The sequence below is a fragment of the Parapontixanthobacter aurantiacus genome, assembly GCF_009827635.1.
In the GTDB taxonomy this organism is placed as follows: domain Bacteria; phylum Pseudomonadota; class Alphaproteobacteria; order Sphingomonadales; family Sphingomonadaceae; genus Parapontixanthobacter; species Parapontixanthobacter aurantiacus.
On the sequence record NZ_WTYW01000001.1, the window covers coordinates 1,600,680 to 1,622,552 of the forward strand.

Sequence of the window (21,873 nt, forward strand, 5' to 3'; positions counted from 1 at the left end):
GAAGAACGACCCGTCAGAGCTTCAGTTCGCCCTCGTTGCGGCCTTCCCACCAGGCGATGCGGTCAGGCTGCAGTTCGATGAGGATAAGGCCTTCGGTGTCGAGACCTTCGGCGAACCACTTCTCGAGGTCGGGGACCCAGTGCTTCTCGTGCGTTTCGCGATCGCGGATGATCTTGCCCTGCCCTTGGATCGCCGCCCAGAAGTCGCTGGAAGAATAGGTGGCGCCGCATTGCGACGAGTTCTTGAGGTCGTCGTCGATCCGGCCGTCATCGGTCGTGAAGTGAAAGGTCCGTCCGTCGCTTTCGTCGACATCGCCGTTGTTCGACATCGGGCGCGCGGCAATCTTGCCTTCCGATCCGGTCTTGGTGACGAACATCGCCACGTCGATCTTCTTGAGGCGCTGGGCGATATCGGAAAGGGAGCGGTCAGCCATGAATAAATCCTTCGTTGCTTTGAGAAGTCTCCTTGCAACGAGCCTGCTCCTCATTCGTGCCGGGAACGGGTCGTCGGCTGCAAGCCATTGATGCAAAAGACGGTTCTGACGACACTGCGAAATCTTGCCATATTTTAGTCTCAATTCGGGAACTACGCATGAGGCGACCCGTTAGGATGGCGACCATGGCGGGACCGCTTCGTAACAGGATTGCGGCGACTGCCCCCCGGTCCTGACTTCCTTAACATTCAAGGATACGACACTTATGAAACATTTCAGTCTCGCACTCGTCGCCGGTTCGGCTCTTGCACTTGCCGCCTGCTCGGAACCCGCAGAAGACACGACCGTCGTCGACGAACCCGAAACGACTATGGAAGAGCCGATGGCTAACGGCACGATCGTCGAAGTAGCGCAAGGCAACTCCGACTTCTCGACCCTCGTCTCCGCCGTAACCGCTGCCAATCTTGGCGATACGCTCGGCGGCGCCGGCCCTTACACGGTATTCGCTCCGACGAACGCAGCCTTCGACAAGCTTCCCGCCGGCACGCTGGATGAGCTGACCGCTGCCGAAGACAAGGAGCAACTTACGAATATCCTCACCTACCACGTCGTAGAGGGCAATGTCGATGCAGCGACGCTGACGCAGGCCATCACGGATGCCGGCGAAGCAGGCTACACGATTAACACTGTCAATGGCGGTACTCTTACTGCGACGCTGGTGGACGGAAACGTCGTGCTGACAGACGCGACCGGAGGAACTTCAACCGTCACGGCGACCGATATCGAAGCATCGAACGGTGTCATTCACTCGGTCGACACGGTACTCATGCCAGCCTGATAACGATCGAATTTGATCAAGCGTGGCCCCGCCGCTGTCGAAAGACCGTGGCGGGGCTTCGTCGTGACAGAACGTTAGGCATCTTTTCATGATCACCGAACGCATCGTTAGACTGGCACTTACTGCAAGTTGCGGCATGCTTGCAGCCTGTTCGGCCACGGGCGAAGGTTCGACCGATCGAAGTACGCAGCCATTCGCTGGTTTGCCGGAAGGCGAGACGATCCAGTTCATCGGAACCGAACCATTCTGGCGAGGATCGGTCGCGGACGGCACGGCCACCTACATCACACCCGACAATCAATCGGGTACGACCTTCGATGTCACCCGGTTTGCCGGTAATAACGGCGTGTCGTTCAGCGGGAGCATGAACGATGCCTCTTTCGACTTGATGGTTACGCCCGGAGATTGCAGCGACGGGATGTCCGATGTCCGTTACCCCTATGTCGCGACGATCAAGTTGGCAGAAGAAACGCTGCGAGGTTGCGCCTGGACCGGTGACAAGGAATTACTCGAAGGCGCGCCACAACAATGAGGCCGCGTCCTGCCATGAGAAGCGCGCCACGCTTGGAACTGAGCCGTTGGTATGCCGTATTAACCTATGCGCTTCATCATCAATGAAAGCGCGCGTTAATTGCCGGGGGAAAAAAGTTTGAGCGACAGGTCGAAGCCTGATCCTGCGTATCCGCCGCAGTCGCAATTGCGCTTCGACGACAGCGCAGCCCGCTTTCGCGGCGCGCACCCGGAAGAAAGCTTTAGTGGTGCGTCAGGCGTTCTGTTCGAGCAGGCGATGGCTCAGACTCGCATGGCCGTAACGCTCGCCGATCCGAACCAGCCCGACATGCCGCTTGTCTTCGCGAACCGGGCTTTTCGAGCTTTGACAGGCTACGCGGAGGAAGAGATTATCGGGCGGAACTGCCGGTTCCTTCAGGGGCCTGAAACGTCCTCGCAAACGCTGGATCGCATCCGCCGAGCCCTCGAAAAAGAAGACGTCGTCGTCGTTGAACTGCTGAACTATCGAAAAGACGGTTCGAGTTTCTGGAACGCGCTTCATATCGGTCCGATCTACAACGCGAAGGGCGATCTGGTTTACTTCTTCGGCAGCCAGTGGGACGTATCGGACGTGCGCGCCGCCCGCGATGAGGAAAGGCAGGCGCGCCTGATCGCCCGCGAATTGTCGCACCGTATGAAAAACATGTTCTCGGTCATTTCCGGAATCGTGAACATTACGGGAAGGACACGCGGCGTTCGCGACGAGGCCGCAGAAATCAATTCGCGGATTCACGCGCTAGGCCGGGCCTATGAAACGACGCTCGACGACGCGACGATGGATCGCATCGACATCGCCGAAGCGATCCACGCCACACTCGACCCCTACGCCGTCGACCGGCAACGCCTCTTGTTCAAGGGCACGAAGACAAAGGTTCCGTTCGCCACGATTTCGGTAGTCAGTATACTGCTGCACGAATTGGCCAACAACGCCCTCAAATACGGAGCGTGGTCGAACGACACGGGACAGGTCGTGCTGGACTGGCATTGCGATGAGGCGACCGACGAACTGATCATCGACTGGCGCGAATCGGGCGGACCGCCCCTCGATGCCAGGAATATCGAGCCGGGTGCGGGCAGCGCGATCATCGAACGATTGCTGGGCAACGGACGCGGTACGATCGAACGCGATTTCGCTTCCGATGGCCTGAAAGCGCTTATCTCGATCGCCTTGAAAGGAACATGATTATCAATCGCGAATGTGTGCTGTTGCTGCTGGATGACGAACCGCTGATTCTCATGGATTTGGAATTCGCCGCCGAGGATCTCGGCTGCAAGGTTTTCGCCGCGAGTTCTCTCAATCAGGGACTCGAATTGCTGCGCGAGAATGGGCAAACTATCGAGGCTGCCGTCCTCGACGTTACGCTGCAGGACGGCGATACCTGCCTGCCGCTTGCCCGAAAGCTGGAAGAGGCCGACATTCCCTACATCATTCACTCGGGCGATCTCGATCGTCACGACGAGCAGATCCGCGCACTTGACGCGCCGCTCATCGCGAAGCCCGCTTCCGCGACCAAGGTCATCGAAGCGGCGAAAGCGCGCCGAAAGAGTTGACCGCGCGCTTGATGCCTGTCCGTTAGTAGAGGGCCGGCGCTTCCCGCTGCAATCTGTTCGGCCGTGCCGGTTGCAACGCCTCTAGGGTCGGCGCAACGCTTCTTGCGCCCTGCTGACCCGGTACCGACGCGGTCGCGGGACAGCCTCGACCTCCGAGGAAATCGAGCGCGGTCGAAATGGAGTCTTCAGTGGCGTTGCCCAGTTGGACGGCAATCTCGTCATCCGCGCGGCAGAAGTTCGGAACCACCGAACCCAGACCACCGAAATAGTCTCCATTGCCGTCGGCATTCACCGTGCGGAAGGCCACGATGCGGAAACGATCATCGCACGCTTCCCGGTCAACGGCGATCTGTCCGACCGGCTTGCCATAGGTATTGGAGCCGATCAGCGCCAGATTATCTCCGAGATAGGGTATGAAGGCATTCGTCACGAGTTCCGACGCGGACGCCGTGCTGCGCGTGCCGATGACGGCGAGCTTCGTGACATCGATAGCTTCGGGCTGCGACTGGAAGCGGTAGGTCGAATTCTCGCTCGAAAGCGCTTCGCTGAATTCCGTCCTGCTGAAAACCTGGTTGGTTCGGTTGCGCGCGAGCAGGTCGCCGAGCAACTCTGCAAGTCGAACGAGGCCGCCCCCGTTGTAACGAAGGTCGAGAATGACTTCCGTCACCCCGGCGGACCGGAACTGCGCGAATGCGGCCCGCAGGTCGTCCTCGGCCGTTTCCGCAATGAATGTCCGCAGGTTGAGATAGCCGACCTGGCGGCCGCCATCGTTGAAAATGCGCACGCCATAACGGTCGGAAACCGGATCGAGATTGTATTCGGCCTTCGTCACGCTGATCTCACGGCTCACACCGCTATTGTCGATGATCTGGAACGTTCGGGTGACGCCCGGCTCCGGTGGACCGAGCGAGGAATCGAGCGTCCCATCGGCAAGCCGGGCCGCTACCGAACGGCCCTGAATCGCGGTAATCTGGACGCCTCGGTCGAGACCGGCAGAGAACCCCGGAGCGTTCTCGAACGCTTCGGTTACGAATAGACGATCGTTCTCGTCGAAGGCGAGGCGGATCCCGAAACCGGCATTGGACCCGGAATTGATGAGTTCGTTCTCTTCCTCAATCGAAGTTATGTAGGTGAAGAAATTGTCGCGCCCTTCCGCTCTTGCCGGCGCGACGAGGGCGTCGATATAGCTTTGCAGATCGCTGTAGGCCGCCGGATCGACGGTGTTGTCGATGAGGTTCGGATAAAGGTAATATTCGTTCAGCTGCTGCGACACCCAGGTCTTGCGCGCAGCGAGAGAACAGTCGTTAGCCGCGGGAGGCTGCGAAGTCGGCGTCGGGCTCGGCTTACCGCCCGTCCGGTTATCGGTGCCCGATCCTCCGCCGCAAGCGACGACGGCGAAGGCCGATACGGCCGACACCAGAAAACGACCCAGTTTCATTGCGAACCCCTCAATGCTTCGATGCAGACGCATCGGCTGGATACGACACGACGCTACAGTCCCATGCTGCGGTTAATATGTTGCTGCATGAACGCCTGCTGAGCAAGAGCGAAACGACGCATCCGCCTTCGGGCGTCGAAGTGGTGCATAGATGCCGCGAAAGCGGGCGGCCGGGGCTGCAAAGGTGGCGCAATCCGTCTAGGTGGAGATATGGAAGAGAATAACCGGGACAGATACGAATGACACGACCACAGCCTGATTGGATCGTTGCCGCGATCGGTGGCAAGCCGACCAACGGCAAGCTCGCCATCGAGGAACTGGGTGAGGAAAAGACCTATGGGCGCGCGGGCTTTTCGCTGAGCAGTCCGGCCTTCGGCAATGGCGACCTGCTCGATCCGTCCTTTACGGCCGGCGAGGAAGATGCAGTGGCTCCGCCGCTGGAATGGACCGCGCCCCCTCCGACGGCGCAGGAACTGGTCATCATCGTCGAGGATGGCGATGGCCCGGCTGACAAGGACGGCAATGCGCAATGCCACTGGCTCGTCTGGGGCCTTCCGGGACAGAAGGGCATGATGCTCGAAGGAGAGACCCCGCCGCGAGTAGGTAAGAACGCCAAGGGCAATTCCGAATGGCTTCTGCCAGACCCCCCCGAGGACGATTCCGCGCATCGCTACATCTTTCAGATATTTGCGGTCGACCTGCCGCTCGTCGAACTGCCAGGTGCGAACCGCGCGCAGGTCTTGCAGTCGATCAGGAACAGCGTAGTGGCTAGCGCACTGGTCGTAGGAAAATTCGCCGCAGTCGACAACGAGGACGAGGGCGACTGGGACGATCTCGACGAATAAATTCAATTCGCCGCTCGGTTGGTCCGACGGCTTTTCAAGGAAGGACAAATCGAATGGCTGGCAAGAACAACGCCCTGCAAAAGGAAGTCACACTGTCACCTGAACTCGAGAACGTGGTCGGGAAGGGTCCGATGACCCGCGCCCAGGTCACCTCGAAAGTCTGGGAATACATCAAGAAGCATGACCTTCAGGATTCCAAGGACAAGCGTCAGATCAACCCTGACGACGAGCTTGGGAAAGTCATCGGCAAGGACCAGATTTCCATGTTCAAGATGACGGCCGCCGTTTCGAAGCATCTCAGCTAGGCGCGAGGCTCACGGGTTCGGCGAAACGGCCAGTCGGTCGCTTCGCCGACCCACAAGGCGAGCCAGATCAGCATGGGCTGCGCGATCATGCGCGGAATATGATAGACCAGCCCTGCTCCGCCAGAAGGCTTGCCCAAATCGATCAGCATGTGGTTCACATTCGCTGGCCAGACGCACAGGGCGTAGAGCGCCAGACCGACACCGGCAGCCTTCCGCAAACGGTGAGACCATGGCTGGATGAGCGCCGCAGCTCCGGCTAATTCAGCTACTCCGGTCAGAAGCACGACCTCGCGCGCAAAAGGGATGGCTGCCGGCATGATCGAGAGGAACGGGTCCGGCATTACGAGATGCAGGATGCCGGCGACCGCATAGAATAGCGCGAGAAGCGCACGCAGGACGGCGCGAACCATCAATTCGCAGGACGCGAAATGCGGTAAGGCCCACGGCGTTCGTCCAGCGCCTCACCCTTCCAGCTGATCAAGACTTTTCCTTCGTTCAGCAGATCATCGACAGCCGCGTGAACGTCGCTCATTCTCTTTTGCCAATCCCCGGACGGTCCGGCAAGTTCGCGGGCCACCTCGCTCGGACACACTGTCTTCCTCTTCCCGCGCTTCGCCAGCATCCCGTGAACCGCAGCATGCGCTTCGTTGCTCACTCTTTCTCGACCTCGACGCCCTTCCAGAAAGCGATGCGGTTCTTGATCTGGCTCGCTGCATCTTTCGGATCGGGATAGTACCAGGCACCGTCGTGCAATGTTTCACCGTCCACTTTCAGATCGTGATAGCGCGCCGTGCCTTTCCAGGGGCATTCGCTCGTTGTGTCGCTGTCTTGCAGGACTTCGGCCGATACGTCCTCGAGTGGGAAATAATGGTTCTGCTCCACCACCACGGTATCGTCGCTTTCTGCGATCGTCCTACCGTTCCATTTCGCGCGTACAGTCATGGATAGCTCCTTTCACGAAAACCCGAATGTAGCTAAGGACGAAACGAGCGGGAAAGTCTTCGTATCCTGCCCGTTCGCCCTGTTCGATCTTGGAGTTCCTACCTTGCCACGTAGCCTCGCCCTGCCGCTTCGCCTCGCAGCTTCTTTCGCATTGCTCGCAGCCATCGTTCCGACGGCCCTGCACGCGCAGGAAGTCGACGAGCAGACCGCGCGCAGGATTGCCGAGAGAGCGCTCGAACGTGCGCCCGTGTTCGACGGGCACAACGATGTTCCCTGGCAGTTGCGCGGACGATACGAGAACCGGCTCGCCGATTTCGACTTCGCCGATACGAGCAATACGGCGGACCCGGCGAACGACCGCGCGGCCATGCACACCGACCTTGCGCGACTTCGGCAAGGAAAGGTCGGAGCGCAATTCTGGTCGGTCTACGTCCCCGTCAGCTTCGAAGAACCCGAGGCCGTCAAGGCGACGCTGGAGCAAATCGACGTCACCCGCCGTCTGATCGCCCGCTATCCCGACGACCTTGCCTTCGCCACCTCGGCAAAGGATGTCGAAGAAGCTGTCCGGGCGGGCAGGATCGCGTCCCTCATGGGGATGGAAGGCGGCCATTCGATCGGTGCCGATCTGGGCGTGCTACGGCAGATGTACGCCCTCGGCGTGCGCTACATGACGCTGACGCACTCGCGAAACACGGGCTGGGCGGACAGTGCGACCGACACGCCCGTTCACGGGGGCCTAAGTGACTTCGGCAAGGATGTCGTGCGCGAAATGAACCGGATCGGGATGCTCGTCGACCTCAGCCACGTAAGCGAGGAAACGATGAGCGATGCCCTCGACGTTGCCGTGGCTCCGGTCATCTTCAGCCATTCCGGCGCGCGTGCGATCAATGGGCATCCGCGCAACGTTCCGGACACGATTCTGCGAAGGTTGCCGCAGAATGGCGGCGTCGTGATGGTCGTCGGCTTGCCGGCCTATCTCAACGAGGACTTGCGGCAGTGGAACGCCCGCAAGGCAGCGGAGGAAGCGCGCCTCGACGCACTTTACCAGGGCCAGCCTACTTCACGAGAGGAGGCTCTGGCCACTTGGCTTTCCGGCAACCCAACACCCGAAGCCACGATCGCCGACATGGCAGATCACATCGACCATGTTCGCGCAGTGGCAGGTATCGACCATATCGGCATCGGCGGCGACTACGACGGGATGCCGAGCGGACCGGTCGGAATGGAGGACGTGTCCGGCTATCCCGCGCTGTTCGTCGAACTCGCACGCCGCGGCTATTCGCAGCGCGACCTGGAAAAGATCGCTTTCACCAACGCTCTGCGCGCAATGCGCGAAGCAGAGCGATACGCGGCAACGCAGGGGGCGAGCAATCCGTTGGAAACACGCGGCCCCGCCCTCTGAGGAGCAACGCTAGTCGCTTTTGCAGGGGTCGTAGCCCCAGTTCATCAGGCTGTATCGCCAGTCGCTATTTTCGACGTCTTCATCCGGCCCCTGTGCCTTGTGCCGATGGATATAACCGACGACCTTCTGCATATGTTCGTACTGGTCGTCCGACAGATCATCCTTGTTGGTCCGCTTGATCTCGACGATCCGTTTGCCAGACTTGTGGCCAGTGCTTTCGCCGTTCTCCTTGTCGCCGACCGACTTAGACTCTTCAGTCTCCAGCCACTCCTTAAGCTCTTTCGGCTGCATGTTCACGGCGTCATAGAAGTCGTCGTAAACTTCGTCCTTCTTGTCGTCGTCCATCAGTCGTCGCCCTCCACCTTGTCGGGAAGACCTTCGCGATCGGTGCTGGCGTAATCTTCAAGCTCGTCCTCGGACATCGAATCGTACATCTGTTTCGATGCACCCTGAAGCTCGGAGACCTTGGTATCTCCCCGTTTGGCGGAGAGCGCGGCGCCGGCTGCCTTCTGCTGTGCCTTCGACTTGGCGGGCATCAGTCCTGCGCCTCCAGTTCGGACCCGCGCTTCAGAACCTCGTCGCCGTCTTCCTGCTTTATCAGGTAGGCGGGATTGTCCTCGTCGCCGTCCTTGGTGATTTCCTCACCCTGAAGCGTGCGGGTCACTTCGCGCTCGAAGCGTTCCTTGATCTGGCCCTTGCCCTCGCCATTGCCCCAATTCCACTTGACGTATTGGTCGGTCTGGAAACTGTTGGAATTGCTCATATCCGTTACTCCTTGACTGGTAGCGGATAGGGAACGGGCAAGTTACTCGACAGGTTCCGCGATTGGATTGTCCGTCGCGGTATCATCGGCACCCGGTCGATCGTCCGTTTCGAGGATGATCGAATCGGTCGCCTCATCCTCTTCCTGCGACGAGATGACGCCGCTTACGGTAGCCTCTTCCTCGATGTCGCCCTGTGTCGACGCACCGATGATCCATACCGCACTGAGCAGGACGATGGTCACCAGCGTTCCGATTATAAGAACCCAGCGCACGACGCCTTCCTTGGAGCCTCCGCTCGCCTCAACGTCGCTGACGTGTGTTTCGTCGCCGTCCTGTCGCATTAATTCCCTCCGGTCGCGTAAGTCTGAAAGTTAGCAAAGATACGGTTTTTCATAAAGCTTGTTCCCCGCGGCGATGAACGCGGGGTGCGCTCAATCCCGCAAGATTTCGTTGATTGCCGTTTTAGATCGCGTTCGTTCGTCCACGGTTTTGACGATGACCGCGCAGGCGAGCGAAGGACCGCCCGCCGGATCGGGAAGCGTGCCGGGCACGACGACCGAATAGGGCGGGATTTCGCCCCGCGTGACTTTCCCCGTCTTGCGATCGACGATCTTGGTCGATTGAGTGATGAACACTCCCATGGCCACGACGCACCCCTCGCCGACAATGACGCCTTCCACGATCTCGCTGCGAGCCCCGATGAAGCAATTATCGCCGATGATCGTAGGGTTCGCCTGCATCGGTTCGAGCACGCCGCCGATGCCCGTCCCTGCCGAGATATGGCAGTCCTTGCCGATCTGTGCGCAGGACCCGATGGACGCCCACGTATCGACCATCGTACCCTCGCCTACATAGGCCCCGATATTGACGAAGCTCGGCATGAGGACGGTACCCTTGCCGATGAAGGAACCCCGCCGCGCGATCGCTCCCGGCACGACGCGAAACCCTGCTTCGCGGAAACGGGCCTCGTCCCAGCCCGCGAACTTGCTCTCGACCTTGTCGAACGCGGGATGGCCGGCGCTGCCTCCTTCCATCACGCGGTTGTCATTGAGCCTGAAGGACAAGAGCACGGCCTTTTTGAGCCATTGATTGACCGTCCAACCGCCATTGCCGTCGGGTTCGGCGACCCGGGCGCTGCCATCGTCGAGCATTGCCAGGGCCTGTTCGACGGCACGGTTCACTTCGCTGTCGTCACGCGATAGGCTGTCTCGATCGTCCCAGGCCTTCTCGATCAGATCGGCGATTTGCACAGTCATTTGCAGTCAGTTCCTCGAATGGGCGCGTGTGGAAAGATGGTGTTACGACGCGCCTAGTGACGCAACCCCTTGCCCTAGGCAACCGCGAATGGTTATCGCAATCTTAATTCGTTATTCACCCATACCGAACAAGATGTGGTGAAATCTCCCGGCATCGAGGGTCATTTCCATAATGAAGTCATTGCCAACGATCCGTCGGAACGTCCCGATGGCTCTACTTCTTCGGACCGGCCTGATCGCTCCGGTCATGTTGCTCGCCGCCTGCGGTGGCGGCGGCGGAAACGTCGGCAGCACGCCGCGTCCGTCCCCCGTACCGACCCCGACACCCGCTCCCGCGCCGACTCCGACGCCGACCCCGCCTCCGCCCGACACGAATTTCGATACAGCGGAATTTCGCCGTTCGGACGGGCCGGATTTTCATGACGCCGTGGCAGCATGGTCGGACGGAATTACCGGGCGCGATGCGACGATTGCGATCATCGACACCGGAATAGATACGGATAATCCGGAATTCTCCGGGCGGATCAATCCCGCCTCACGTGATGTGGCCGGCAACGACACGGCCGAGGCCGTGGACGACCACGGAACGAATATTGCGCTCGTGGCCGCTGCGGCGCGGGACGATACCGGCATTGTGGGGATCGCCTACGAGGCCGACATCCTCGCCATCAGGACGGACCGCCCGGGCAGCTGCGATGCGGATAGCGACGAAGTGCTCGACGGCTGCGTCTTCTTCGACAGCGACATAGCGCGCGGCATAGACATCGCGATCGCCAACGGTGCGCGGGTCATCAACCTGTCGCTCGGAGGATCCTCGCCCAGTTCGTCCTTGCGCGCTGCGGTCGGACGGGCAGCCGCCGCGGGGCTCGTAATCGTCGTCTCCGCCGGAAACGATGGCGACGGAACCAACCCGGACATCGATCCCGATCAACCCGATCCCTTCCCGCAAGGCATTGCCGATGTCGCGGGCGACAATCTGATCATCGTCGGTTCGGTCGATGACAACGGCGTAATCTCCGACTTTTCGAACCGCGCGGGAAATCTTGCCTCGGTCTTTCTGACCGCACGCGGCGAGCGCATCTGCTGCGTCTACGAGAACGGCGAATTGCTCGTCACGGAAGAGAACGGGCAGCGTTTCGTCACCCTGTTTTCGGGCACGAGTTTCTCGGCTCCGCAAGTCGCGGGTGCGGTCGCGCTGCTGGCGCAAGCCTTCCCCAATCTCACAGGCTCGGAGATCGTTTCCCTCTTGCTCGACACCGCGCGCGATGCCGGTGCGACCGGGATCGACAGCGTCTACGGGACCGGGATCCTCGACATCGGGGCTGCTCTTTCCCCCCAAGGGACGACTGCGATCGCAGGAACCGAGCGAGCGCTTGCTCATGGCGATCTGACGGGCGTGACCTCTGCAGCTATGGGCGACGCACTGGCAAACGGTTCGCTGTCGACGATCGTGACAGACAGCTACGATCGGCCCTATGCGATAGACCTCGCAGCGGGCGGACGGCGGGCATCGCTGCAACCGCGACTGCGCAACGTCATCGAGCAGCGGACTGATATTCTCGGCGGTTCTAACGGCAAAATGAGCCTCGCGGTTACGATCGACCAGCGCAACTCCCAGTTCGGGTCGAGCCTGCTCGAACCGCTCGAAATTGCGACCGAAGATGCAGAGCGATCCCGGATACTAGCGGCCACGGTGGCGTTGCGCGTCTCCCCTGACATGCAACTCGGTTTCGGAATGGCCCGTTCGGGCGATACGCTCATCGCGCAATTGCAGGGCCATTCGCGGCCCGCCTTCCTGCTGGCGAAAGGCGGAGGCGACGATAGCGGTTTTACCGCGACGAGCGACGCAGCGGTGGCCCTGCGCCGAAAAATGGGTGACTGGGGTTTTACCGTAAGCGCGGAGGACGGCGAAGTGCGCCTCGAAGAAGGGCGGGCTCTACCCGGTGCGTGGGACCCGTTTGACGGACGCTATGAGATGTCGCGCTTCTCGTTCGCGGCGGATCGGCGCTGGTCCAACGTTCAGGCTTCGATCGGCGCGACGTGGCTGAGCGAAGAGGCAACGGTGCTCGGCGCGAAGTTCGCGGACGCATTCGGTGGCAGGGGTAGCGACACGCTGTTCCTCGATGCCGAGGCAGCCTTCGTTGCATCAGGCGATATCCGGCTGGGAGCGGCCTTCCGCCAAGGATTTACGCGCGCGCAATCGGGCGGCCTCGTTGTTGAGGGCTCGCGCATGGAAAGCCGCGCATGGTCGCTTGACGCTACGAAATACGGGCTTTTCCAGAATTCGGACAGCATCGGCTTTCGCCTATCCCAACCCCTGCGCGTAGAGAGCGGCGGCTTGATGCTCGACGTTCCCGTCAGCTTCGATTTCGCAACGGAAACAGCCACTTACGGGTTGCGCAATCTCTCTCTTGCCCCCTCGGGACGCGAGCTTACGGGCGAGATTGCGTGGAATGGCTGGTTGTTCGGCGGAGCAGCCAATGCGAGCCTGTTTTACAGCAAGGAACCCGGACATATCAAGGAGTTAGGCGAGGATTACGGTCTCGCCCTACAGTGGCGCAAGGACTTCTGAAAAAACGCGCTATCCGCGTCCCGCAGGATTCACGCAATCAGCGAAAACCACGCAAAACCGCCATTTCGTGGATTTCACAATGGCACCTAAAGCGCCCTCAATGATGTCGAGCGCGCATCTACGGTCGGCGAAGCCCACTCAACGAGCGGTGACGAAGCTCGCTTATTTCAGTCCGGCCTGCTGCGCGAAACCATAGGCTGTCATCACGAGCGGCTTCACCCGCTCCGACATCTGTTTCGCGTGCGCTGACGAGGCCGTCCCGTCGATCACCCGCTTCTTGATGCCCTGAATGATGCCCGCCAGGCGGAAGAGGTTGTAGGCGAAATACCATTCCATCGGCGGCACGTCGTAGCCGGTGCGCGCGATGTAGCGCTCGATCGCCTCGTCCCGCGTCGGGATGCCGAGCGCCGCATGATCCAACCCGCCGATGCCGGCCCGGCCATCGGGCTCGTTGACCCAGTTCAGCATGAAGTAGGAGAAGTCCGCCACCGGATCGCCGAGGGTCGACAGTTCCCAGTCGAGCACCGCGATGACCCGCGGCTCGTCCGCATGGAAGATCATGTTGTCGAGGCGGTAGTCGCCATGCACGATGCCGCTCGCCTGCTGCGGCGGGACGGTCTCGGGCAGCCACTCGATCAGCCGGTCCATCTCGGGAATGGTCTCGGTTTCCGAGAGGCGATACTGCTTCGACCAGCGGGCGATCTGCCGCGCGCAGTAATCCTCCGACTTGCCGAAGTCCGACAGGCCGATCGCATCGGGGTCCTTCATGTGCAAATCGGCCATCGTGTCGATCATCGCGTGATAGATCGCGCGCCGTTCGTCGGGCTGGTAGTCGGGAAGCGAACCGTTCCACAAATTGCGGCCATCGGCGAGGCCCATGACGAAGAACTTCGACCCGATGACCTCGGTATCCTCGCACAGACCATAGGCCCGCGGAACGGGAAAGCCCGTCGGATGAAGCGCGGCCATCGCCCGATATTCGCGATCGACCGCATGGGCCGACGGCAGCAGCTTGCCGAAGGGCTGCCGCCGCAGCACGTAGGACTTGCCCGGCGTATCGATCCGATAGGTCGGGTTGCTCTGCCCGCCCTTGAACTTGGCGAGCGTCATCGGCCCTGCAAAGCCCTCGACATTTTCGGCCAGCCAGCTGCCCAGCGCTTCCTCGTCGAGCCGGTCGTTTTCCGGCACCGCGATCGTGCCGACCATTTCCGTCTCGTAATCGATCGTGCCGCGCTTCTCCGTCATCAGTCGAACACCACCACGCTGCGAGCGGTATGGCCGTCGCGCAGCTTGTCGAAGCCGTCATTGACCTCGTCGAGCGAAATGCGCTCGGCGATGATCGTGTCGAGGTCGAGCAATCCGCGCATGTAGAAATCGACGAGGCGCGGCAGGTCGACCGGGAAGTGGTTCATTCCCATGATCGCGCCTTGCAGCTTCTTGCCCGACAAAAGGTCCATCGCGCCGAGGCCGACCTTGCAGTCGAGCGGCATCATTCCGAGGATCGTCGCGGTTCCGCCGCGCTTCAGAACCTTGACCGCCAGCTTCGCCGATGCGTCACGTCCGACGGCCTCGATCGCGTGATCAACGCCCGCCCCCGTCAGCTTGACGATCTGTTCGGCGGCATCGTCGGCGAGGGCATCGACCGTGTGCGTCGCGCCCAATGCCTTTGCGAGTTCGCGCTTTTCGGGCAGGGGATCGGCGGCAATGACCTTGCCGGCACCGGCGATGCGTGCGGCGTTGATCGCTGCAAGTCCGACGCCGCCGCAGCCGATGACGGCGACGGTTTCGCCGGGCGTCAGCTTGCAGGCATTGAAGATCGCGCCGGCCCCGGTCGTCACGGCGCAGCCGATGACGGCGGCGCGGTCGAGGGGCATTTCCTTGTCGATCGCGACGCAGGCATGTTCGTGGATGAGCATCTGCTCGGACAGGGCGGAGAGGTTGAGCATCTGGCTGACCATTTCTCCGTCGCGCGTCAGGCGCGGCGGCTCGCCTTTCCCGCGGCGCGTATCGCCGCCGAGGCACAAGGCCATGCGCCCTGTGACGCAGAATTCGCAATGTCCGCAGAAGGCCGAGAGGCAGGAGACGACGTGGTCGCCCGGCTTCACCGTCTTCACCTCGCTGCCGACGGCGGCCACGATCCCGGCTGCCTCATGCCCCGGAATACACGGCATGGCATGGGGATAGGCGCCATCGATGAAATGCAGGTCTGAATGGCAGAGGCCGCACGCCTTGGTGTCGATGAGGACTTCGTGCGGTGCCGGTTCGCCGACCTCGATTTCTTGGATGACGAGCGGTTCGCCCGCTTTTTCCAGAATGGCTGCTTTTGGCATGAACTTCCTTTTTTTCTCTGTCGCGTTCCTCCCGTGCAGGAAGGATATTCAATCGCCCCGGACGAGCTGACGTGGCGCTCCGTCGCCAGCAAGGCGGTCCGTTAACGCCGGACCGCCCGACCCTGCCTCCTCTGACGAGGAAGGCGCTAGATCAACGCGCCGCTGCCGTGGCCGCCGCGCTGCCCGCGCTCGCGCTTTCGGCATTGTTGCTGCGCTGTCCGGCGGTATGTCCGTCCGGCTCGTGCCGCCCGATTTCCATGCGGGCGATCGACCGGGCGTGCACCTCGTCGGGTCCGTCGGCGAGACGCAGGGTGCGCATCGAGGCATAGGATTTCGCGAGGCCGTAATCGTTCGACACGCCCCCGCCGCCATGCGCCTGGATGGCGTCGTCGATGATCCTGAGGGCCATGTTGGGCGCCTGCACCTTGATCATGGCGATTTCCTGCTTCGCTGCCTTGTTACCGACCTTGTCCATCATGTCGGCTGCCTTGAGGCAGAGAAGGCGCGTCATGTCGATGTCGATGCGCGCACGGGCGATGCGCTCTTCCCACACAGAATGCTTGTAGATTGGCTTGCCGAAGGCTTCGCGCGATTGCAGGCGCTTGCACATCTTGGCGAGCGCTTCCTCGGCAACGCCGATCGTCCGCATGCAGTGGTGGATGCGGCCCGGTCCGAGGCGGCCCTGCGCGATCTCGAACCCGCGCCCCTCGCCCAGCAGCATGGCATCCTCTGCCTTCACGCGCACGTCGTTCAGCTCGATTTCCATGTGGCCGTGCGGTGCATCGTCATAGCCGAAGACCGGCAGGTGGCGCAGCACCTTCACCCCCTCGGCATCGAGCGGCATCAGCACCATGGACTGCTGCTGGTGACGGTTCGCCTCGAAATCGGTCTTGCCCATGACGATGGCGACCTTGCAGCGCGGATCGCCCGCCCCGCTCGACCACCATTTGCGGCCATTGATGACGTAGTCGTCGCCGTCCCGGCGGATCGAACATTCGATGTTCGTCGCATCCGAACTCGCGACCTGCGGTTCGGTCATGAGGAAGGCGGAGCGGATCTCGCCGTTCATCAGCGGCGTCAGCCACTTGTCCTTCTGCGCGCGAGTGCCATAGCGGTGCAGCACTTCCATGTTGCCGGTGTCGGGGGCGGAGCAGTTGAACACTTCGCTCGCGAAACCGACGCGGCCCATCTCCTCGGCACACAGCGCATATTCGAGATTGGTGAGGCCCGGCCCCTCGAACTCGAAACTTTCCTCGACGTGATTGTGGCTCTCGTTGCGGGGCGGCATGAAGAGGTTCCAGATGCCGGCATCCTTCGCCTTCGCCTTCAGGTCCTCGACGATCTGGATGACTTTCCAGCGGTCGCCCTCGGCATCCTGCTCGGCATAGGTCGAGACGTTGGGGCGGACATTGGCCTCGATGAAGTCCCGGACCCGGTTGCGCCAATATTCCTGCCGTTCGGTGGGTTCGAAATCCATCTGCCTTATCCTCTTCGAAGTTCTAGTATGGTTCGCTCCTGACAGAGCGGACCCGCTGCGCCAAGTGCGTTTTTGCCCGGTCCGGGTGGCGATGATTCCTCGCCGGACCGTTGCGGTGCGGTCGGAAACTCTATTCCTTTGCCGCCCGTCGTCAACCGCGTTCGGCCTTGCCGCTACGGCAACGGTGCACGCTGTCGCAGCGATCGGCGATCCGGGCGAATCGCACTTGCAGTATGCAGCGAAAAGGCCTTACGTAAGGGGCAAGTTCCGCCCCCAGATGCAGGAACGCGACCGACCCCACGCGAAGAGGAGATTGCCCCGATGGCCGAACAACTCGAGAGCTTTCGCAAGGAAACCCGCGACTGGCTCGAAGCCAATTGCCCGCCCGAAATGCGCCAGCCCGTCCGTGACGAAGGCGATGTCTATTGGGGAGGCCGCAATGCGACCTTCAAGAACGACGCGCAGAAGCAATGGTTCGAGGCGTGCCGGGACAAGGGCTATACCGTGCCCGACTGGCCCAAGGAGTATGGCGGTGCGGGTCTCTCCCCGGCAGAGGCGAAGGTGCTGCGCCAGGAAATGGCGGCGATCAATGCACGCCCGCCTTTGTCGAGCTTCGGCATCTGGATGCTCGGCCCGGCTCTCCTCCACTTCGGCACGGAAGGACAAAAGCAGCGCTTCCTCAACGAGATCGCGCGCGGCGAAATCCGCTGGTGCCAGGGCTATAGCGAGCCGGGCAGCGGGTCGGACCTCGTCTCGATGCAGACCTTCGGCGAGGACAAGGGCGACCACTGGGTGGTGAACGGCCAGAAGATCTGGACCTCCTACGCCGATGAAGCCGACTGGATCTTCTGCCTCGTGCGGACCGACAAGGACGACAAGTACAAGGGCATCACCTTCATGCTCTTCGACATGGCGTCCGACGGGGTCAGCACCAAGCCGATCAAGCTCATCAGCGGCAACTCGCCCTTCTGCGAGACCTTCATGGACGATGTGAAGGTACCCAAATCCTATGGCGAGGACGTGCCGGGCTATGTCGGCGAGATCAATCGCGGCTGGGACGTTGCGAAATACCTCCTCGGCCACGAGCGCGAGATGATTTCCGCGACCGGGGGCGGCGACCGGGCGACCTCGCTCGGCGCGGCGACGAGCCGGCAGGGCGAACTCGATCCGGTGCTGAGGGCACAGATGGCGCTGTTCGACATCGATGCGCTGTCCTTCACCGCGATGAGCGAGAAGTTCATGGACGAACTGAAGGCCGGCAAGGGCCACCCTGCTCAGCCCAACATGCTCAAATATGCCGGCACGGAACTCAACAAGCGCCGCAACGAATTGATGATGTCGGCGGGCGGCTCCACCGCGCTCGAATGGGAGAGCGAGGAGACGAGCGGCGGCAAGACGGCGCGCGGCTGGCTGCGGACGAAGGCGAACAGCATCGAGGGCGGCACGAGCGAGGTCATGCTGAACGTCATCGCCAAGCGCATCCTCGAACTGCCGGGCGCCTGAATTCGAAGGAATAACCCCCGTCATCCCGGCGAAGAACGGGATCCAGCTACGACGCTTGACCACCGCACCCTGAGCTTCATCGGGGTGACGGTTCGGGAAGAGGAAAACAAGAATGCCACTTTATCACGACGACGATCAGGCGATGCTCGCCGACAGCGCCCGGCAATTCATGGCCGAGGAAGGCTCGATCAAGAAACAGCTGCGCCACTGGCGCGACCGCGACTGCAAGGACGGCTTCGGCCACGCCCTGTGGGAACAGTTCGGCGAAATGGGATTTACTGGAATCCTCGTCGATGAGGACGATGGCGGTCTCGGCATGGGGCATGTCGAGGCGGGCATCGTGCTCGAGGAGATCGGGCGCAATTTGACGCCCTCGCCCTTCCTCACTTCTTCCGTGCTCGCAGCGACCGCGCTGAAGCATGGCGGCGACGACATCAAGGGCCGCTATCTGCCGGGCCTCATCGAAGGCAAGAGCGTCTTTTCCGTCGCGATCGACGAAGGCCCCAAGCACCGGCCCGAGACGATCCGGACCCGTGCGGAAAAGTCGGGCAACGGCTTTCGCCTTACCGGGCAGAAGGATTTCGTCCTGCATGGCGCGAGCTCCGACATGCTGGTCGTGGCGGCACGCACCTCGGGCAGCGACGACGAACCCGAAGGCATCACCCTGTTCGCCGTGCCGAAGGACGCCGCCAATATGAGCCACGATGCCGTTCGCCTCGTCGATAGTTCCATGGCGACGCACACCAAGTTCGACGGCGTCGAGCTGGACGGCGATGCGGTCATCGGCGAGGTCGACGGAGGCCGCGAAATCCTCAACGCCATGCTGAAGGCGGGCCGCGTGGGCGCCGCCGCGGAAGGCGTCGGGGTTGCCGGCGGGGCGATGGACATGACCGTCGACTACCTCAAGCAGCGTAAGCAGTTCGGCAAGCTGATCGGAGAGTTCCAGGCGCTGCAGCATCGTGCCGCGCACCTGTACTCCGAGGTCGAGATCGCGCGTGCGGTCGTCGTCAAGGCGCAGCAATTGCTCGACGGGGACAGCGAAAAAGCCGACCTCATGAGCAGCGTCGCGAAGGCGAAGGTATCGCAGGCGGCGGGCCTGGCAGTACGCGAAGGCGTGCAGATGCATGGCGGCATCGGCATGACCGACGAATACGATATCGGCCTCTACATGAAGCGCGACCGTGCGCTCTCCGAGTATCTCGGCGATGCCTATTACCATGCCGGGCGCGTCGCCGAACTCAGCGGATATTGAGACGCGTTGAGCATCGGCCCCTCCCTTCACGGAGGGGCTCGGGGTGGTCCGGGCTTCGATCACCCCGCCATGGCTTGCGACCACGCTCACAGGCCTGACTGCCCCGCCAGAGCGGGCGCAATAATTTCGGGAGAACGACCATGATGAACATTTCAGACCTATTCAGCCTCGAAGGCCGCGTTGCCCTCGTCACGGGCGGTTCGCGCGGCATCGGCAAGATGATCGTCGAGGGCCTGCTCGCAGCTGGCGCAGCGCGCGTCTACATCGTCGCCCGCAAAAAGGAGCAGGTGGACGAGACCTCGGCGGAACTGGGCGAGAAGGTCATCGGTCTCGTCGGCGACCTGTCGCAGATGGACGGTATCACCGCGCTGACGGACGAATTGTCGGCGCGCGAGGAAAAGCTCGACATCCTCGTCAACAATGCAGGCGCGGCCTGGGGCGAGCCGTTCGAGGATTTCAGCGAGGCAGGCTGGGACCGCACGATGGACCTGAACCTCAAGACGCCCTTCTTCCTCACGCAGAAGCTGCACAAGCTCTTGAAGGCTGCGGCAACCGAGGACCGTCCGGCCAAGGTTCTGATGATCGCATCGATCGACGGAATGCGCTCGAACCCGTGGCCGACGTGGCCCTATCAGGCGTCGAAGGCAGGCCTCATCCACATGACGCGGCGACTTGCGGCGGAATTGCTGCCCGACAACATCATCGTCAGCGGCATCGGCCCCGGCGCTTTCCCCAGCGCAATGAACAAGGCGGCCCGCGACCAGGAAGACGTCGTGAAGAAAGGCATTCCGGCAAGGCGCGTCGGCGTGACCGAGGACATGGCCGCCGGCGCGATCTACCTTTTGAGCCGCGCCGGCGATTACGTGGTGGGTACGACGCTTCCGATCGATGGCGGCGTGGTCAACGCCAATATTGCAAGCAGCTTCGTCGATCCCGGCGGAGACTGACCGAGGTCAGTTAGCGAACGAAATAACCGACGACGCCCCACTCGCCGCCCTCGTCCGCCATGACGACGGTTTCGACCGAATCGGGCTTGTTGGCGAAATCCGTGTCGAACTGCAGGACGAGATATGTGCCTGCCGGTGCGCCCGGAAGCGATTCGGCGATTTGCTGATTGGCAAGTTCGCGGCTCTGCACTGCTCCGATCGGTTCGCGCACCGGACGAACCTGCGCTGCCCATTCGGCGGCGGTCACGCTTTGGCGGAAGAAGGCACCGGCTTCCTGCCAGCTTTCTTCCCAATTGCCCGCATCGACCAGCGCAAGCCAGTCGCGGGCCGAGGCAATGTCGGCGGGACTGGCCGTCGACGTGCCGGTATCGGATTTGGCCATCGGCGCAGCTGTAACGGCATCGTCCGCGGCAGCATCTTCGGAGCCTGATTGCGTAGTCGTGACGAGGGCCAGAATGGCGAGTGCGGTAAGCATGATAATTCCTCCAATGATCCAGACCTTTCGCGATCCGGATTTCATGCGTGCAAGGTGAGGCGCTGGCTGCCCTTCGGCCATCCCCATTTGCTGGGGGCCAAGATTTTGGGGGACCTGCGCCTCGTGCTCCCCCAATATTCGTGCGGCCTCGCGGCTGCTCGATACCCCAAGTTTCTTGCGGGCCTCGCGCAGATAATCGTTGACGGTATGGACCGACAGATCGAGTTCGGCTGCCGCGGATTTCGCCGTATGACCGGCCAGTAACAGCGAGAGAACCTCTCTTTCCCGGTCGGTCAGTTCCGCGATCCCCGACATTGCCGCCCGGTCAGCTCGTCAGTTCGCGGACGAACCCGATGAGGCCCGTCTGCCGCTGGCGCTTCATCCGCTCGGCATGAAGGATTTCCCGAACCTTCGCGAAACACTCGTCCACATCGCCGTTTATCACGACATAGTCGTAGGCGTCCCAGTGGCTGATTTCCGAACGGGCGCGTTCCATGCGTGCATCGATGACGCTGACATCGTCGGTCGCCCGCGATTCGAGGCGGCGGCGCAATTCGTCGATGCTCGGCGGCAGAATGAACACGCGCACCACGTCCTGCTGATCCTTCTGGAACAGCTGCTGCGTGCCCTGCCAGTCGATGTCGAAAAGGAAATCCTGTCCTTCCTTCAAGGCGGCGCGGATATGGCCCTTGGGCGTGCCGTAGCGAAAGCCGAAGACGTGTGCCCACTCATAGAAGTCGTCCTCTTCCACGAGCTTGTCGAACTCTGCATCGTCGACGAAATAGTAATGGACGCCGTCCACTTCTCCGGGGCGTGGCGGGCGGGTCGTCACGCTGACGGACAGCTTGATTTCCTCATCCGCTGCAAGGAGCATCCGCGAAATGGTCGTCTTGCCCGCGCCGGAAGGCGAGGACAAGATGAACATCAGGCCGCGGCGATGAAGCCTGTCTGTGCGAGGTTGGTCCATGCGAGCCTTTGCACCCGACCGGGCGGC

The 21,873-nt window shown here is 61.7% G+C and carries 26 protein-coding genes; 11 read left to right on the plus strand and 15 right to left on the minus strand.

The genetic code is table 11. From position 1 onward, the window contains the following. Positions 1-13: 13 nt before the first annotated feature. Positions 14-433: a pyridoxamine 5'-phosphate oxidase family protein gene (locus tag GRI38_RS07755; RefSeq protein ID WP_160682271.1), complete on the minus strand. Its 420-nt coding sequence runs from the start codon at positions 431-433 to the stop codon at positions 14-16. A gap of 265 nt (positions 434-698) precedes the next feature. On the opposite strand from GRI38_RS07755, the gene GRI38_RS07760 reads away from it, so the two are divergent. The 4 genes from GRI38_RS07760 (at position 699) to GRI38_RS07775 (ending at position 3,371) form a co-directional block, all read left to right on the plus strand. Next, a complete protein-coding gene (locus GRI38_RS07760) occupies positions 699-1,271 on the plus strand; it encodes a fasciclin domain-containing protein (RefSeq protein ID WP_160682272.1) in 573 nt (190 codons plus the stop codon). An 88-nt stretch (positions 1,272-1,359) separates the two neighbouring features. Continuing rightward, positions 1,360-1,803, plus strand: coding sequence for a COG3650 family protein (locus tag GRI38_RS07765; RefSeq protein WP_160682273.1), 444 nt, complete (start codon positions 1,360-1,362; stop codon positions 1,801-1,803). A gap of 117 nt (positions 1,804-1,920) precedes the next feature. Continuing rightward, complete coding sequence (locus GRI38_RS07770; protein WP_160682274.1) at positions 1,921-3,003, plus strand: PAS domain-containing protein; 1,083 nt, start codon at positions 1,921-1,923, stop codon at positions 3,001-3,003. Next, on the plus strand, positions 3,000-3,371 hold the full coding sequence (locus GRI38_RS07775; RefSeq protein ID WP_202389856.1) for a response regulator: 372 nt from the start codon (positions 3,000-3,002) through the stop codon (positions 3,369-3,371). The genes GRI38_RS07770 and GRI38_RS07775 overlap by 4 nt, the downstream gene beginning before the upstream one ends. A gap of 22 nt (positions 3,372-3,393) precedes the next feature. Here GRI38_RS07775 and GRI38_RS07780 read toward each other — a convergent pair whose 3' ends face one another. Then, a complete protein-coding gene (locus GRI38_RS07780; protein WP_160682275.1) occupies positions 3,394-4,809 on the minus strand; it encodes a S41 family peptidase in 1,416 nt (471 codons plus the stop codon). A gap of 239 nt (positions 4,810-5,048) precedes the next feature. Between GRI38_RS07780 and GRI38_RS07785 the strand changes: the two genes are divergently transcribed. After that, entirely contained in the window at positions 5,049-5,654 is a 606-nt protein-coding gene (locus GRI38_RS07785; protein ID WP_160682276.1) for a YbhB/YbcL family Raf kinase inhibitor-like protein, read from the plus strand. A 53-nt stretch (positions 5,655-5,707) separates the two neighbouring features. Further along, positions 5,708-5,959 carry an SWIB/MDM2 domain-containing protein gene (locus GRI38_RS07790; RefSeq protein WP_160682277.1) on the plus strand — a complete coding sequence of 84 codons (252 nt, stop codon included), beginning with the start codon at positions 5,708-5,710 and terminating at the stop codon, positions 5,957-5,959. Here GRI38_RS07790 and GRI38_RS07795 read toward each other — a convergent pair. Genes GRI38_RS07795 through GRI38_RS07805 form a run of 3 tightly spaced genes read right to left on the minus strand, consistent with a single transcriptional unit; the run spans position 5,956 to position 6,901 of the window. Continuing rightward, complete coding sequence (locus GRI38_RS07795) at positions 5,956-6,369, minus strand: DoxX family protein (RefSeq protein WP_160682278.1); 414 nt, start codon at positions 6,367-6,369, stop codon at positions 5,956-5,958. The two genes, GRI38_RS07790 and GRI38_RS07795, sit on opposite strands and share 4 nt — an antisense overlap. After that, the gene (locus GRI38_RS07800) at positions 6,369-6,614 is read right to left on the minus strand and encodes a DUF3253 domain-containing protein (RefSeq protein WP_337191256.1); all 246 of its coding nucleotides are present in this window, start codon (positions 6,612-6,614) and stop codon (positions 6,369-6,371) included. The genes GRI38_RS07795 and GRI38_RS07800 overlap by 1 nt, the downstream gene beginning before the upstream one ends. Beyond that, positions 6,611-6,901: a DUF427 domain-containing protein gene (locus GRI38_RS07805; RefSeq protein ID WP_160682279.1), complete on the minus strand. Its 291-nt coding sequence runs from the start codon at positions 6,899-6,901 to the stop codon at positions 6,611-6,613. The genes GRI38_RS07800 and GRI38_RS07805 overlap by 4 nt, the downstream gene beginning before the upstream one ends. Between GRI38_RS07805 and GRI38_RS07810 the strand changes: the two genes are divergently transcribed. Then, on the plus strand, positions 6,900-8,303 hold the full coding sequence (locus tag GRI38_RS07810) for a dipeptidase (RefSeq protein ID WP_160682280.1): 1,404 nt from the start codon (positions 6,900-6,902) through the stop codon (positions 8,301-8,303). The two genes, GRI38_RS07805 and GRI38_RS07810, sit on opposite strands and share 2 nt — an antisense overlap. Before the next feature lie 9 nt (positions 8,304-8,312). On the opposite strand, the gene GRI38_RS07815 is transcribed toward GRI38_RS07810, so the two are convergent. The 5 genes from GRI38_RS07815 to dapD form a co-directional block, all read right to left on the minus strand. Continuing rightward, on the minus strand, positions 8,313-8,648 hold the full coding sequence (locus GRI38_RS07815; RefSeq protein WP_160682281.1) for a DUF3140 domain-containing protein: 336 nt from the start codon (positions 8,646-8,648) through the stop codon (positions 8,313-8,315). Then, complete coding sequence (locus tag GRI38_RS07820) at positions 8,648-8,839, minus strand: DUF3008 family protein (RefSeq protein WP_160682282.1); 192 nt, start codon at positions 8,837-8,839, stop codon at positions 8,648-8,650. The genes GRI38_RS07815 and GRI38_RS07820 overlap by 1 nt, the downstream gene beginning before the upstream one ends. Continuing rightward, positions 8,839-9,066: a hypervirulence associated TUDOR domain-containing protein gene (locus GRI38_RS07825; RefSeq protein WP_160682283.1), complete on the minus strand. Its 228-nt coding sequence runs from the start codon at positions 9,064-9,066 to the stop codon at positions 8,839-8,841. The genes GRI38_RS07820 and GRI38_RS07825 overlap by 1 nt, the downstream gene beginning before the upstream one ends. 42 nt (positions 9,067-9,108) lie before the next feature. After that, complete coding sequence (locus GRI38_RS07830; protein ID WP_160682284.1) at positions 9,109-9,408, minus strand: hypothetical protein; 300 nt, start codon at positions 9,406-9,408, stop codon at positions 9,109-9,111. A 90-nt stretch (positions 9,409-9,498) separates the two neighbouring features. Next, positions 9,499-10,323, minus strand: a complete 825-nt coding sequence (dapD, locus tag GRI38_RS07835; RefSeq protein ID WP_160682285.1) for a 2,3,4,5-tetrahydropyridine-2,6-dicarboxylate N-succinyltransferase — start codon at positions 10,321-10,323, stop codon at positions 9,499-9,501. A gap of 208 nt (positions 10,324-10,531) precedes the next feature. Here dapD and GRI38_RS07840 point away from each other — a divergent pair, with 208 nt between their 5' ends. Continuing rightward, a complete protein-coding gene (locus GRI38_RS07840) occupies positions 10,532-12,895 on the plus strand; it encodes a S8 family peptidase (protein ID WP_160682286.1) in 2,364 nt (787 codons plus the stop codon). Between the two features lie 162 nt (positions 12,896-13,057). Here GRI38_RS07840 and GRI38_RS07845 read toward each other — a convergent pair whose 3' ends face one another. From GRI38_RS07845 to GRI38_RS07855, 3 genes are all read right to left on the minus strand, one after another. Beyond that, on the minus strand, positions 13,058-14,140 hold the full coding sequence (locus tag GRI38_RS07845; RefSeq protein WP_160682287.1) for a phosphotransferase family protein: 1,083 nt from the start codon (positions 14,138-14,140) through the stop codon (positions 13,058-13,060). Next, entirely contained in the window at positions 14,140-15,225 is a 1,086-nt protein-coding gene (locus GRI38_RS07850) for a Zn-dependent alcohol dehydrogenase (protein WP_160682288.1), read from the minus strand. Before GRI38_RS07850 ends, GRI38_RS07845 begins: the two co-directional genes overlap by 1 nt. Positions 15,226-15,376: 151 nt before the next feature. Continuing rightward, positions 15,377-16,702 (minus strand): acyl-CoA dehydrogenase family protein, encoded by a 1,326-nt coding sequence (locus GRI38_RS07855; RefSeq protein ID WP_160682289.1) that lies wholly within the window; start codon positions 16,700-16,702, stop codon positions 15,377-15,379. 321 nt (positions 16,703-17,023) lie between these two features. Between GRI38_RS07855 and GRI38_RS07860 the strand changes: the two genes are divergently transcribed. The 3 genes from GRI38_RS07860 to GRI38_RS07870 all read left to right on the plus strand — a co-directional run bounded on the left by GRI38_RS07860 (position 17,024) and on the right by GRI38_RS07870 (position 20,404). Beyond that, positions 17,024-18,205, plus strand: a complete 1,182-nt coding sequence (locus GRI38_RS07860) for an acyl-CoA dehydrogenase family protein (RefSeq protein WP_160682290.1) — start codon at positions 17,024-17,026, stop codon at positions 18,203-18,205. 112 nt (positions 18,206-18,317) lie between these two features. Then, positions 18,318-19,457, plus strand: coding sequence for an acyl-CoA dehydrogenase family protein (locus GRI38_RS07865; protein ID WP_160682291.1), 1,140 nt, complete (start codon positions 18,318-18,320; stop codon positions 19,455-19,457). Positions 19,458-19,600: 143 nt separating this feature from the next. Continuing rightward, complete coding sequence (locus tag GRI38_RS07870; RefSeq protein ID WP_160682537.1) at positions 19,601-20,404, plus strand: SDR family NAD(P)-dependent oxidoreductase; 804 nt, start codon at positions 19,601-19,603, stop codon at positions 20,402-20,404. Positions 20,405-20,414: 10 nt separating this feature from the next. On the opposite strand, the gene GRI38_RS07875 is transcribed toward GRI38_RS07870, so the two are convergent. Both GRI38_RS07875 and gmk read right to left on the minus strand, forming a co-directional pair. Then, the gene (locus GRI38_RS07875) at positions 20,415-21,194 is read right to left on the minus strand and encodes a helix-turn-helix domain-containing protein (protein ID WP_160682292.1); all 780 of its coding nucleotides are present in this window, start codon (positions 21,192-21,194) and stop codon (positions 20,415-20,417) included. A gap of 10 nt (positions 21,195-21,204) precedes the next feature. Beyond that, on the minus strand, positions 21,205-21,846 hold the full coding sequence (gene gmk / locus GRI38_RS07880; protein WP_160682293.1) for a guanylate kinase: 642 nt from the start codon (positions 21,844-21,846) through the stop codon (positions 21,205-21,207). Between the last annotated feature and the right edge of the window lie 27 nt (positions 21,847-21,873).

Bases quoted from the DNA above. Each gene is read 5' to 3' on its own strand.
- GRI38_RS07845 (WP_160682287.1), bottom strand. From the start codon at position 14,140: ATGACGGAGAAGCGCGGCACGATCGATTACGAGACGGAAATGGTCGGC.
- GRI38_RS07830 (WP_160682284.1), bottom strand. From the start codon at position 9,408: ATGCGACAGGACGGCGACGAAACACACGTCAGCGACGTTGAGGCGAGC.
- GRI38_RS07860 (WP_160682290.1), top strand. From the start codon at position 17,024: ATGGCCGAACAACTCGAGAGCTTTCGCAAGGAAACCCGCGACTGGCTC.
- GRI38_RS07820 (WP_160682282.1), bottom strand. From the start codon at position 8,839: ATGCCCGCCAAGTCGAAGGCACAGCAGAAGGCAGCCGGCGCCGCGCTC.
- GRI38_RS07840 (WP_160682286.1), top strand. From the start codon at position 10,532: ATGGCTCTACTTCTTCGGACCGGCCTGATCGCTCCGGTCATGTTGCTC.
- GRI38_RS07775 (WP_202389856.1), top strand. From the start codon at position 3,000: ATGATTATCAATCGCGAATGTGTGCTGTTGCTGCTGGATGACGAACCG.
- GRI38_RS07795 (WP_160682278.1), bottom strand. From the start codon at position 6,369: ATGGTTCGCGCCGTCCTGCGTGCGCTTCTCGCGCTATTCTATGCGGTC.
- GRI38_RS07870 (WP_160682537.1), top strand. From the start codon at position 19,601: ATGAACATTTCAGACCTATTCAGCCTCGAAGGCCGCGTTGCCCTCGTC.
- GRI38_RS07760 (WP_160682272.1), top strand. From the start codon at position 699: ATGAAACATTTCAGTCTCGCACTCGTCGCCGGTTCGGCTCTTGCACTT.
- GRI38_RS07855 (WP_160682289.1), bottom strand. From the start codon at position 16,702: ATGGATTTCGAACCCACCGAACGGCAGGAATATTGGCGCAACCGGGTC.
- GRI38_RS07825 (WP_160682283.1), bottom strand. From the start codon at position 9,066: ATGAGCAATTCCAACAGTTTCCAGACCGACCAATACGTCAAGTGGAAT.
- GRI38_RS07865 (WP_160682291.1), top strand. From the start codon at position 18,318: ATGCCACTTTATCACGACGACGATCAGGCGATGCTCGCCGACAGCGCC.
- GRI38_RS07790 (WP_160682277.1), top strand. From the start codon at position 5,708: ATGGCTGGCAAGAACAACGCCCTGCAAAAGGAAGTCACACTGTCACCT.
- GRI38_RS07815 (WP_160682281.1), bottom strand. From the start codon at position 8,648: ATGGACGACGACAAGAAGGACGAAGTTTACGACGACTTCTATGACGCC.
- GRI38_RS07785 (WP_160682276.1), top strand. From the start codon at position 5,049: ATGACACGACCACAGCCTGATTGGATCGTTGCCGCGATCGGTGGCAAG.
- GRI38_RS07755 (WP_160682271.1), bottom strand. From the start codon at position 433: ATGGCTGACCGCTCCCTTTCCGATATCGCCCAGCGCCTCAAGAAGATC.
- GRI38_RS07765 (WP_160682273.1), top strand. From the start codon at position 1,360: ATGATCACCGAACGCATCGTTAGACTGGCACTTACTGCAAGTTGCGGC.
- GRI38_RS07875 (WP_160682292.1), bottom strand. From the start codon at position 21,194: ATGTCGGGGATCGCGGAACTGACCGACCGGGAAAGAGAGGTTCTCTCG.
- GRI38_RS07780 (WP_160682275.1), bottom strand. From the start codon at position 4,809: ATGAAACTGGGTCGTTTTCTGGTGTCGGCCGTATCGGCCTTCGCCGTC.
- GRI38_RS07805 (WP_160682279.1), bottom strand. From the start codon at position 6,901: ATGACTGTACGCGCGAAATGGAACGGTAGGACGATCGCAGAAAGCGAC.
- GRI38_RS07810 (WP_160682280.1), top strand. From the start codon at position 6,900: ATGGATAGCTCCTTTCACGAAAACCCGAATGTAGCTAAGGACGAAACG.
- dapD (WP_160682285.1), bottom strand. From the start codon at position 10,323: ATGACTGTGCAAATCGCCGATCTGATCGAGAAGGCCTGGGACGATCGA.
- GRI38_RS07850 (WP_160682288.1), bottom strand. From the start codon at position 15,225: ATGCCAAAAGCAGCCATTCTGGAAAAAGCGGGCGAACCGCTCGTCATC.
- gmk (WP_160682293.1), bottom strand. From the start codon at position 21,846: ATGGACCAACCTCGCACAGACAGGCTTCATCGCCGCGGCCTGATGTTC.